Source organism: Meiothermus sp. CFH 77666 (assembly GCF_017497985.1).
Classification (GTDB): domain Bacteria; phylum Deinococcota; class Deinococci; order Deinococcales; family Thermaceae; genus Meiothermus.
The window spans coordinates 139,481-150,940 of record NZ_JAGDFV010000005.1; the positions used below are offsets into that span (position 1 = coordinate 139,481).

An 11,460-nucleotide genomic window follows, 5' to 3' on the forward strand; every position below is an offset into this window, starting at 1 on the left:
CTTAGCCTACCCTAACGGCAAGCCGAGGTGCAGTTCATACCAGCCCCAGCCGATTGGCATCCTGTTTCATGGCCTCCAGCACAAAGGCCATGTGTTCGTCGAGGTCTACCCCCAGCTCCTCGGCCCCGCGCACGATGCCCTCACGGTCTACCTTGGCTGCAAACGCCCTATCCTTGAACTTCTTTTTCAGGCTGCTCAACTCCAGGCTCAGGATGCTCTTATCGGGCCGCACATAGACCGCTGCGGTAATCAGACCCACCAGCTCGTCCACGGCAAACAGGGCCTTGGCCATGAGGGAGTTGCGGGGGTGCTCGGGTACGTCGGCGTGGCCCAGGATGGCTTCCAGAACATCCTCGGGGTAGCCCATCTCGCGGAGCATCTCCACCCCCTTGAAAGGATGGGTCTCGGGGGCTTTTTCGTAGTCGAAATCGTGCAGGATAGCGGTAATGGCCCATTTTTCTTCGGGCTCCCCGAATTTTCGGGCATAGGCCCGCATGGCCGCCTCCACCGCCATCATGTGCTTTTGCAAACTTTCCGAGGGGGTCCAGCGCTTCATCAGAGCCAGTGCGTCTTCATACACCATGTAGATCGCCATAGGCCCATTCTAAAAGGGGTCGTAGGTCTGGCGTCGAGGGTCGAGGGCTCTGTTCTGGTTTGGGTGTCAGTCAAGCTGGTTTTTTGAACTGTCTCCAGTATGGGCCATTTGTCACGGGCCTCGAGTTGCATGTCGAGATTGCTTTTAGCCTTACGCTTTGGGCTTTGAGCCCAAAAGTTTAAGATAAGTGCGTGGCAGAGAAATCTACGACGGCTCAACTGCTCATTGGCTACGGGGAGGATTCGCACCGCCTGGGTGAGGGACGCGAGCTGTGGCTGGGGGGGGTTCACATCGAGAGTGAGCGGGGTGCCATTGCCCACTCCGATGGCGACGTAATTCTGCACGCCCTCTCGGATGCCCTGCTGTCAGCCTTTGCGCTGGGGGATATTGGCAGCTTTTTCCCCGACCATGACCCCAAATGGAAAGGCCTGGAAAGCCGGGTGATCCTCGAGGTGGTGCTGCAAAAAGTACGGGATCAGGGCTATCGTTTAGGTCAGATTTCGGTGGTGGTGATCCTGGATCGCCCCAAGCTGGGGCCCCACCGCGCGGCTATTCAGCAAAACCTGGCCCTTCTGACCGGATTGCCAGAGCGCCGGGTGGGCCTCACCTTCAAGACCTCCGAGGGGCTGGCCCCTGATCACGCCCAGTGCCGAGCCATGGTCTATCTCGAGCCCATCCCGGACAGACAGGTGGACAAAGGGTAGGCGCTCTTAGGACGAACAACTGGAGTAGTGTCCCCTTGAGTTATGCAACACTGGCAACTGCTTGACTTGCTGGCCTGGATGGGCCTGCTGGCCTTTGGGGTCTCTGGGGCGCTGGTGGCGGTGCAAAAGCGCTTTGACCTGGTGGGCATCATCGTATTGACCGGGGTGACCGCCATTGGGGGTGGGGCCATCCGGGATGTGCTGGTGGGCTCACTACCCGCAGGCTCGCTCCGCAACGAGGCGGTGCTGTGGCTGGTGTTCCTGGTGGCGCTTCTGGTGTGGCGGTTTTACCGCCCTATGGGTCGGCTAGAGCGCCCCATCTACTACTTCGACACCCTGGGCCTGGGGCTGTTTGCTGCGCTGGGAGCTGAACGGGCCCTGGCCTTTGGACTGGGTTTCTGGGGGTGTGTGTTTGTGGGGACGGTCTCGGGGGTGGGGGGCGGCGTTCTGCGCGATGTGCTGGCGGGCGAAATTCCCGGCATCTTTTATCGCAACCGCGACCTCTATGCCTCGGCGGCGAGCGGCGGCGCGGCGGTGGTTTTTCTGATCTACACCTTTTTGCCTGCTTACTCGGCGCTGGCAGTGGTGCTGGGTGCGCTGGTGACCATTGGACTGCGGCTCTCGAGCCGCTGGCTGGGCTTGCGCCTCCCCACGCCCAAAGAGTGAGTACGGACGCTAGTTGAACAATACCAACACCCCTCTGCTCTCGGCTATTTGCACCTAGCACGCTGCGTTCCTTTCCAGGTTCTGAACCCCCTAATGGTAGATTGGGTTGATGCGTGGCCTGCTGAGTTTTGCCCTGTGTTTGATGCCACTGGCCTGGAGTCAGGCTAGCCCGATTACGGTGCCCAAAGGGGCCGACCTGGCCAAAGCCATCGCCGAAGCCCCGGCAGGCTCGGTGTTGCGCCTCGAGGCAGCGGAATATCGTTCGGCCCGGGGCCTGGAGATTGGCAAGCCCCTCACGCTACAAGGCGAGGGACGGGACAAAACCCGTATTCGTTCCGATGCGGCCAATTTTGTGCTTTCCATTAACGTGCGAGGCCGTTTTAATGCACTTGGCATCAGCTTTGAACACTTTGGTGCGCGGATTGCCAATGTGGTGGTGGTGGGCGGTGGCGAGGCCGTTTTCGAAAAGTGCCGCTTTCAGGGAGGCAAGCTCGAGCTTGAGTCAGGCCAGGGGGGCGATGGAATCTGGGTGCGTGGCAGCGCTCGAGCCACCTTACGGAGCAGCGAGTTTCTGAACAACCAACTGCACGGGGTGGATGTGAGCGAGGAGGCGCAGGTGGTGCTCCAGGGCAGTGTGGTGCGCGGCAACCGCGACGCCGGAGTGGCCTTTTACGACGAGGCCAGGGGCGAGGTGCGGGGCAACACCATCGAGGCCAACAACGCCCACGGCATTTATGTGGCCGGGCAAGCCCGGCCCCTCATCGAGGGCAACACCCTGCGGGCCAACCGCCTGTGGGGCGTTTATGTGGAGGCCACGGCCAACCCTACACTTCGACAAAATAGCTTTTCGGGTAATCGTCGCGGAACTTCGCAGTTCCTGGGTCAGCCCTTCACCCCGAATCCCAAACCGGGTGCCGACCTGACCTCCATCCTGGCCCGGGCCCCCGAGGGCAGCACCGTAACGCTGGCGGCAGGCGAGTATGTGTTGCCCAGGGGCCTCGAGGTCGCCAATAGCGTGACCCTGGTGGGGCAGGGCCGCGAGCAGACCCGGTTGGTATCTTCGGCGGGCGGGTTTGTGTTGCGCTATGTGGGCCGGGGCAAGCTGGGCGTGCGAAACCTTTCCATCGTGTACCGGGGACAGACCGCAGCCGATGTGGTGCAGGTGCGGAGGGGGGAACTCGAGCTTGCCAACGTAGCAGTGCGCGGAGGACGCACCAGCCGCCAGGAAGCCGGGTTGGGGGCGGGTATTTTTGTCTCCGGCAACGGGCGGATTACCCTGCGAGGCGTTCAGGTGAGCCAGAACCAGTTGCGCGGTATCGAGGCGGCCGGGGAGGCCCGACTGATGCTCGAGGGGGTTAGCCTCGAGGCCAACGAAAGCGCGGGTCTTTTGCTTTATGGGCAGAGCCAGGGGACGCTGAAGGAGGTGACCCTTCGAGCCAATAAGGGCAGCGGCCTGGAAGTCGATGAAAACGCCCTGCTATCTGCCGAAAATCTGACGGTGCGCGAGAACCAGGGTTCTGGCTTGTTGCTAGCGGGACAGGCCCGGCTAGAGCTGAGCGGTAGCCTGCTGGAGGCCAATGCCGAAGCCGGTTTGCTGGCGCAGGGACAGGCTGCTGTGAGCCTGCAAAGCAGCCAGATTCGGGCCAACCGGGGAGCGGGGCTGGTCTTTCGCAGCAAAACCAGCGGAACGGTGGCGGGCAGCACGGTAGAAGGGCAGAGTCTGCAGGGAATTGTGCTGATGGGGGAGAGCAATCTGCTGCTAGAGGGCAATACGGTAAGGGAGAATGAACGGGGCGGCCTGTGGTATCTCGAGCGTGCGGCGGGCGAGGCCCGCCAGAACCTGCTGGAGAAGAACAGCTCCTCGGGCATTCTGGTAAGCCAGTGGGCTCAGCCCGTGTTGAGCGAGAACCGCCTTTTAGACCATCCCGAGTACGGGTTGGTCTATACCGACGAGGCTGCCGGAAGCGCCAATGGCAACACCATCGAGGGGAGTGGGATGTACGGACTTGCCTTGCTGGGACGTAGCAAGCCCACCCTGGAGAAGAACACCGTGCGGAATAGCAATATGGCAGGCTTGGCCTACCTGGAGCAGTCGTCGGGCAGCGCCAGGGCCAACATCCTCGAGGCCAACCAGACCCACGGGATTCTGGTGGATCACCGGGCCAGCCCGTTGCTCGAGGCCAACCAGGTTCTACGCAACCTGCTCTGTGGCATGGTCGTTCGTAGCCTGAGCGAAGCGGTCATACAGGGAAACATCGTGGCCGAGAACGGCCTGCACGGCCTCGAGGTGCAGGATAGGGCCAGAGTTCGTGTAGAGGCCAACCAGATTACCGCTAATAAAGGGGCAGCCATTCGAATTGCCCGTTATGCCGAGGCTGTGCTCGGATACAACACCCTCGAGGGAAACGCTACTGAGGTGCAGCGCGAATAGAGCGCTCTTCACAAATATCGAGCCATGCGGGACTAAGAATCCTTTGTCCTGGACAGAACAGTGGCGGTCTGGATGGATGGCCACGTCCGCGAAGAGCACGATATCATGAGCGTTATGGAAGCGGCGTTCCGCCCTAACCGCGCAGCCCTTGAGGAGAGCCCGGAATATTTTTGGGAGCGTTTCTCCGGGTATGCCCAGACCTGGCCGGTTTGCCCCGAGCCGCTTGGAAGCCCTTTGCTCGAGGTGCTCACCCCCCTAGGCCCCCTTTATGCTTTTGACCGTACCCTGGTTCACTTCTCGGGCAGCGAAACCCCGGTGATTGTTCATGGGGAGGTAGAACACTGGGAAGCTACCCAAGATACCAATGCTTTGCAGCATTTAGGGGGTGGGCGCTATCAGATGACGGGTCGAGTACAAGCTGTGCTGGATGCCACTTATTTCGTTTTGCAAGTGCAGGGTTCTGGTGGCGAAAGCTCTTTGCAAGTGGTTTTGGCGGCCTCAAACCTCCCTGGCGTGGGAAGCTGGATTACGGTACAACTAAAACCCCCCCTCATGGTGTTTCGCCCCGAATCGTATTCGCGCTGAGCAGCGGGCTCTTCATTCAGTTTTAGGAGCCCGGAGACTGAGGGTTCTTCAAGCGGTTCATGCGACAGAACAAGTTTTTGGACATCACTGTGCGAGAGATTGTGTAATCTAGATGCAGATACCTATACTTTGGTTTGTTGGGCAATAAATGCTCCGCTTGAACTAAGGCAGGTAGCCGGCGGCGTATACTTTTTATACCTTCGGTTGCATCGAGAAACATTTGTTTGCTGTGGTTTTACCCTATGATTTGTCCGCGTTGTGGCCACACCAATGTTGCCGGTGAAGAGAGCTGTGCACGTTGTGGCAACACCCTGCTGCCTGGAGGGGCTTTTGTGCAGGAGCGGCGCTGGGTAAGTGTGGTGTTTTTTGACCTCTCGCGCTTTACCGAGTACGCGCTGGCTCACCCCCTCGAGGACACCTGGCAGGCCGCCAACACCGCCCTGCAAACGGCGGCCAACCATGTGCGGCTGTATGGCGGGCACATAGACAAGTTTTTTGGCGATGGCTTTCTGGCTGTGTTTGGGGTTCCGCGCAGCCAGGAATCCGATGCACGGGCGGCGCTGGAAGCCGCGCAAGCCATGGTGGCCTCGAGTACCCTGCCGGGGCGGGCAGGCGTAGCCAGTGGACTGGTGCTGCGAACGCCCCTGGGCGGGGGGCTGGCGGGCGACCAGACCGTGCTGGGGCCCGCCGTCAACCTTTCCCAGCGTTTGTCGCAGGCCGCCCCTCCCGGCGAGGTCTGGTGCGATGCCACCACCATGCGCCTGGTGCCCGGGGTGCTGACCGAAGCCCTCCCCCCGCAGCCCCTCAAAGGCTATGCCGAACCGCTAGTACCCTTTCGCTACCTGGGTTTGCGCGCCGATCCCCCCGAGGCACTGGGCCGCGACCGGGAAGTTCAGACCCTGCGCCAGGCACTCGATGCCGTGCGGGCGGGGGCCGGGCGGCGGGTGGTGCTCTTTGGCCCTATGGGGGTGGGCAAGTCGCACCTGGCCCAGCACTTTGTCGAAACCCTGCCTGAAGGGGTGCGGGGCGTGTTTGCGCCGCGTCTGACCACCGGTGTGGCCCTGCGCTATGCCCTGCGCCAGGGCTTGCAAAAATTGCTGATAGACGGGCTTTCAGGGCTACGGCAGCTCGAGCTTCCCGAGCACCTGCGAACCATTCTGGATTTCAGCATCGGGATAGAGGAGCACCCTGGTCTGCCCAGCGCCGAGCTGGACAACCTGCTGATAGAGACCTGGTGGACGCTCCTGGCGCGGATTGCCCAGGGTAACCCCATTGTGGTGGTTCTGGATGATTTGCACAACGCCGACCCGACCGTGCTCGAGTTCACCCGGCGGCCTGCGCCCCCAGGGGTTATGCTCCTCTTGGTGGCCCGACAAAACCGCTGGGAAGCTGCCGAAGACCTGGTACTGCTTCCACTGGAACCTTTATCGCTGGAGGATACCCAGCAACTGATTTTGCGCGCCCGCCCCGATCTCGGCCCCGCGACCAGCCTGCACCTGGCCGAGGCCAGCGGCGGTTTTCCGCTAGCTGTGCAGGCCCTGAGCCTGACCAGCAGCGGGGAGCCCGAGCCCATTCCGCTGTACCAGCCCCGGCTGGATAGTCTGCCCCGGCTGGCCCGGGTGGCCCTGCAAGCGGCGGCAGTGCTGGGTTCGACGGCCCCGCCCGAGCTGGTACGACACCTGGTGGGGGAGGAGGCCGACCTGACCCGCCTGGTGGGAGAGGGTTTCCTCGAGGCCGATGAACACGGGCAGTTGCGCTTTGCCATCCCCTGGTTGCGCGAAGCTACGCTGGGTCAGGTAGGCGGACAGCAGGTACAGACCTGGCACCAGCAAGCTGCCCGCTGGTATCAGCGCCAGGGCCGCCTGGCCGAAGCCGCAACCCACCTCGAGGCTGCCGGCGATACCGCAACTGCCTACCGGATGTGGCGGGTGGTGGCGCAACAGGCCTGGAACGAGGAACGCTACTCGGGGGCCATTCTGGGTTACCTGGAGGCCCTGCGTCTGGCCGAAGGCAAGGTGCGCTGGCAGGCGGCCCTCGAGGCAGCCGAGGCTCACCTGGCCCTGGGTCGCTATGGAGAGGCCCTCGAGCTGGCCAGCCTACCCCTGGAAACCCAGGAATTGCCGCTTGCTTTGCGCCAAAGGGTCTGGGCCCTTCGCCTCGAGGCCAGCCTGGCCCTGGGTCAGGCCGACTTGATTGAACGCCCTGCCCCTGGCGAAATTACCGAACCTCGCCTGGCGGTAGCGGTAGCCCGCACCCTTCCTGTGGAGGAGGCTTGCAGGATGTTAGAGGGGCTTCCGGCTAACCTCGAGGGTTCCGCCAAACTGGTGCGGGCGCGGGCCTGGTTGCGCTCGGGGCAGGTGGTACAGGCTCAAGCGGAGAGCGAAGCCTACCTTGGCGAATATGGTCAGAACCCTGCCGAATGTTTTGAGGCTCGGCAGATACTGTCCGAAGCACTCTGGCGACAATTCAGGCTGAGCGATGCCATAAAAGCCTTGGGCCAGCCCCCGGGGGATATGTTACCTGCCTGGTTTAGCTGTCTGTACAATAGCAGCCTGGCTGCATTACGCCTGGATATGGGCCAGTTCGAGGTGGCGAGCGCTTTGCTGGAAGAAAGCCTGCTCTTGCTCGAGGGCGCACCTCCTGGGGTAATCGAACAGGTAAGCCGGGTTCGCCTTCGCTTCCTGATCGAATCGGGCCAGCTCGACGATGCCCTCTACTTTGGCGAGTCGGCGGTGGCCAAGACGCCTTCGCCGAGCCTTTTGTCCCTTTTGGCCCTGGCCTACGCCCTGGCATCCGGCCAGCAGAGTGGGCTCATGCTGCAAAGGTTGATACGCGGCCTGGAAGGAATCGAAGACCCCGAAGTGAGGACTGTTTGTGAGCTGGCGATGGGGCTTCGCAAGTGGTATCAGAGCCAGGATGGGGCTACCCATCTTCGCCGGGCAGTATTCCTGGCGCGGCGGAGCCACAGCCCGAGTTATTATTTCTATGCGCTCCTTATGCTTGGGCTGGCTCAGCAGACCCAAAATCCCAAAAAGGCCCTGGCCCTCTCGCAGTACATGCTGAGCCAAACAGCGGGCCGAGGTTTTGAATTACAACACGGCTACGCCCGCTTGCTACGGGCACAGCTACTACTGGCCGAGGGCCGTGAACCTTCGGGCCTTTTAGATTTTGAGGCCAAAACCCCCCTGGCTCAGCTCTGGAAAGGGCTTTTGCTGGGGGCTGTACAGGGAGAAAAGCCTTTCCTCCTGGCCCACCATTTCCGGGGGTACGGAATCCTGGGAGTTTGGGCCCGCTGGTTCTCAACCAGACCCGTCTCGTCCTGGCAGGTGCGTTCTGAACTGCCGGAGTAAGTGCGGAGCCCATTGGCTTCATGCGCTTTTGCTGGGGGATCCCTGGGTACACCCGTCGAGCAGCGTTTGGCCAACGGCCCCTTTGGCTACTGTTGGCACATCGTGACGATGGACATGGAGATTCCAATACCTGACAGACGCGAAATGCAGTCCAAATTGGAAAATCCTCAGCGTCTTTACTTTTGCAGACCTCGAGCCTGCCGAGCGTTAGAATAGACGCCTGACTCTATCTCGCCCACCTTACCCGTGCCCGCTATGGATGCCCAGACTGCCCAGGCCATCGAACTGATTCGCTCCCGGATGCCCATTCAGGAGCTGGTGGGGCGGTATGTGGCGCTCAAACCCAGCGGCAAGGGCACCTGGAAGGGCCTGTGCCCCTTTCACCAGGAAAAAACCCCATCTTTTCAGGTCAACGAGACCAAAGGGCTGTGTTACTGCTTTGGCTGTAAAGCGGGGGGCGACATCTTTGCCTTTCTGCAAAAGATTGAGGGCATCGAGTTTCGGGAAGCCTTAGAGCGCCTGGCTCAAGAAACCGGCGTGGAGTTGCCGCAGTACAAAGGGCGCGCTTCTGCACGCAAGGAAGCCCTGCAAATCCTCGAGCTCACCCAGACTTACTTCCGTTCCCACCTTGGGGGTGAAGCGTTGCAATACCTGCAAGCCCGCGGCTTGACCCCCGAGTCCATCGAGCAGTTTGGCCTGGGCTATGCCCCAGCCAGCCGGGATGGCCTGCTCAAGTACCTTCACGCTCAGGGGGTGAGCCCCCAGGAGGCCCTGGAAGCCGGGGTGCTGATGGAGCGCGAGGGGCGCTTTTTTGACCGCTTCCGCAATCGCATCACCTTTCCCATCCAGGACGCCCTGGGCCGCACCGTGGCCTTTACGGCCCGGGCCCTGGCCCAGGACGACCACCCCAAGTACCTCAACTCGCCCGAAACGGCCCTGTTCAAAAAAAGCTTGCTGCTTTATGGCTACCCCCAGGCCCGGGCGGCCATTCGGGAGCGAGGGCGTGCAGTGGTGGTGGAAGGGCTTTTCGATGTGATTGCCCTGCACCAGATGGGCTTTAGCGAGGCGGTGGCGGTGCTGGGTTCCTCGCTCTCTGCCGAGCAGGCCCATCTCCTGAAGCGGGCCGATGCCGCCGAGCTCTACCTCGCCTTCGACGCCGACGAGGCTGGGCGCAAGGCTACCCTGCAAAGCCTCAACCTGGAGATTGCCCGAAGCTTTGTGGTCTATGCGGTGCTGCTCGAGGGCGGTAAAGACCCGGGCGACCTGCTGCTGGTACCGGATGGCAAAGTGCGCTTTGAAGCAGCCCTGAACGCGGCGCTGCCCGAAGTGGAGTACCGCTTCGAGGTGGCCGCCAGTGGGCTGGACTTGCGCCGCCCCGAACACAAACAAAAAGTCCTCGAGGCCCTCAAACCTCGTCTGGTCTCGAGCGAGCCCTTCGACCGGGTGGTGGAAAAGCTCAAGGCCAAGGTGATCGGAGCCCTGGAGCTTTCGCCGCGTGCGCTGGAAGACTATCTGGCCAGGGCGCGGTTCGCTGCAGGACGCCCTACCCCCGGCGCTGCGCCCCTCCGAACCGACCGGGTCGCCAGCCTGGGGCTGAGCCGCCCCGACCTCACCGAAAAGCGCCTGCTGCGCGAGCTGGATGTGATTGCCCTCCTGTACTCGGTGCCCGAGGAAGAGTTTGTGCAGTGGGCGCTGTATGTCGAAGACCACACCTGGCCGCCAGAGGGCAGCCTGCTGGCCGACTTCATGCAGGCGGCCCGTTCCGAACAGGGTAAGAGCCGTATCCTCAAACACTTCGAGCAGCGGGGGGAGGGGGCCCGGCTGATTGATGTGCTCATGAAAAGCCCCAGTTTTGACCAGACCAACCTCGAGGCCCACCTGACCGTGGCCATGGCCCGGGTACGCGAGGTGTACTACGAAATGCGCCTCGACAAACTCAAAACCCAGCTCAAAAGCACCACTGATCTGGACGAGATTCGCGCCCTGACCAAAGACATTCAGGAAGTCTTGCAGGCCATCGAGGCCGAGCGGCGGGTCTACAAGCGCTAAAGGGGTAAGTAATGCTTCCCGGTACCCACCTTGTGCATCGTTATCGCGCTCTACACGATGTAGCCTCTCGTCCGGGCGGCTACTATTCTGTCCAGGACAAAGCTTTTTGAAGTCGGATGGTTAACATACGTGAATAGTGCCCTACCGTGCAGTCCAGCCCAGATCGATCACCTGGGCCGAACCGGTAATGGCCCCTGCCTTGTCGGAGGCCAGAAACAGAGCGTATTCGGCCACCTCCTCCGGCTCGATCAAGCGCTTGATAGCTGCCGGGGCCAGCATCACCTTTTCGATGACCTCGGCCTCGGAGATGCCCAGGGTGCGGGCCTGGTCGGCAATCTGGCTCTCGACAATGCCGGTCTTGACGTAGGCCGGGCAGATGGCGTTGCAGGTGATGCCGTACTCGGCCACTTCCAACGCCACCGTCTTGGTCAGGCCCATCAAGCCATGCTTGGCCGAGATGTAGGCCGACTTGTAGGGACTGGCCACCAGCCCGTGCAACGAAGAAATGTTCAGGATGCGGCCCCACCGGCGGGCTTTCATACCCGGCAGGGTGTACTTGATGAGCTGGAAAGGAGCTGTCAGGAGCACCTGGAGCATCATGTTCCAGGTTTCCTCGGGGTACTCGTCTACCGGGTTGATACGCTGCAAACCGGCGTTGTTGACCAGAATGTCAATGGGGCCCTGCTCGAGGGCCCGCTGGGCGAGCGTCTTGACCGCGGTCTGATCGGACAGGTCGGCCTGGAGAAAGACCCCGCCGACGGCCTGCGCAACCTCGGCTGCAGCAGGGGAGAGGTCGTTCAGGATGACCCTGGCCCCTTCCCTGGCGAACACTTCCGCTATGGCCTTTCCAATGCCGCTTCCGGCCCCGGTAATGAGGGCGGTTTTGCCTTGGAGAATCATGGCTTCATTATCCTGTAAACTTGAACACCTTGGATATTCAAGGAGGTGGGAAGCAGGCTTTTATCACAACCCTCGGATTAGCTTGAGTAGAGGATAGGGATTAGCCGAGAACTTTCTAACCGAGCGCAACACCGGCCACTTTTTGAGGTGCAAGAGGCTCAGGATTACATCTCGTAAGTA

General features: G+C 61.4%; 8 protein-coding genes. 6 read left to right on the top strand and 2 right to left on the bottom strand.

All coding sequences use genetic code 11. The features are described 5' to 3' along the window. Positions 1-34: 34 nt before the first annotated feature. Positions 35-595 carry an HD domain-containing protein gene (locus J3L12_RS04545; protein WP_208013853.1) on the bottom strand — a complete coding sequence of 187 codons (561 nt, stop codon included), beginning with the start codon at positions 593-595 and terminating at the stop codon, positions 35-37. Between the two features lie 218 nt (positions 596-813). Between J3L12_RS04545 and ispF the strand changes: the two genes are divergently transcribed. From ispF to dnaG, 6 genes are all read left to right on the top strand, one after another. Further along, entirely contained in the window at positions 814-1,299 is a 486-nt protein-coding gene (gene ispF, locus J3L12_RS04550) for a 2-C-methyl-D-erythritol 2,4-cyclodiphosphate synthase (protein WP_208013867.1), read from the top strand. A 42-nt stretch (positions 1,300-1,341) separates the two neighbouring features. Further along, entirely contained in the window at positions 1,342-1,965 is a 624-nt protein-coding gene (locus tag J3L12_RS04555; protein WP_208013854.1) for a TRIC cation channel family protein, read from the top strand. 109 nt (positions 1,966-2,074) lie between these two features. After that, positions 2,075-4,396, top strand: a complete 2,322-nt coding sequence (locus J3L12_RS04560) for a right-handed parallel beta-helix repeat-containing protein (RefSeq protein WP_208013855.1) — start codon at positions 2,075-2,077, stop codon at positions 4,394-4,396. Positions 4,397-4,501: 105 nt separating this feature from the next. Continuing rightward, positions 4,502-4,981, top strand: coding sequence for a hypothetical protein (locus J3L12_RS04565; RefSeq protein WP_243454915.1), 480 nt, complete (start codon positions 4,502-4,504; stop codon positions 4,979-4,981). Positions 4,982-5,313: 332 nt separating this feature from the next. Next, entirely contained in the window at positions 5,314-8,331 is a 3,018-nt protein-coding gene (locus tag J3L12_RS04570; protein ID WP_347708836.1) for an AAA family ATPase, read from the top strand. A 255-nt stretch (positions 8,332-8,586) separates the two neighbouring features. Beyond that, a complete protein-coding gene (gene dnaG, locus J3L12_RS04575) occupies positions 8,587-10,380 on the top strand; it encodes a DNA primase (protein WP_208013857.1) in 1,794 nt (597 codons plus the stop codon). Positions 10,381-10,521: 141 nt separating this feature from the next. On the opposite strand, the gene J3L12_RS04580 is transcribed toward dnaG, so the two are convergent. Beyond that, positions 10,522-11,280 carry a 3-hydroxybutyrate dehydrogenase gene (locus J3L12_RS04580; protein WP_208013858.1) on the bottom strand — a complete coding sequence of 253 codons (759 nt, stop codon included), beginning with the start codon at positions 11,278-11,280 and terminating at the stop codon, positions 10,522-10,524. Between the last annotated feature and the right edge of the window lie 180 nt (positions 11,281-11,460).

Bases quoted from the DNA above. Each gene is read 5' to 3' on its own strand.
- J3L12_RS04580 (WP_208013858.1), bottom strand. From the start codon at position 11,280: ATGATTCTCCAAGGCAAAACCGCCCTCATTACCGGGGCCGGAAGCGGC.
- J3L12_RS04565 (WP_243454915.1), top strand. From the start codon at position 4,502: ATGAGCGTTATGGAAGCGGCGTTCCGCCCTAACCGCGCAGCCCTTGAG.
- J3L12_RS04545 (WP_208013853.1), bottom strand. From the start codon at position 595: ATGGCGATCTACATGGTGTATGAAGACGCACTGGCTCTGATGAAGCGC.
- J3L12_RS04555 (WP_208013854.1), top strand. From the start codon at position 1,342: ATGCAACACTGGCAACTGCTTGACTTGCTGGCCTGGATGGGCCTGCTG.
- dnaG (WP_208013857.1), top strand. From the start codon at position 8,587: ATGGATGCCCAGACTGCCCAGGCCATCGAACTGATTCGCTCCCGGATG.
- J3L12_RS04560 (WP_208013855.1), top strand. From the start codon at position 2,075: ATGCGTGGCCTGCTGAGTTTTGCCCTGTGTTTGATGCCACTGGCCTGG.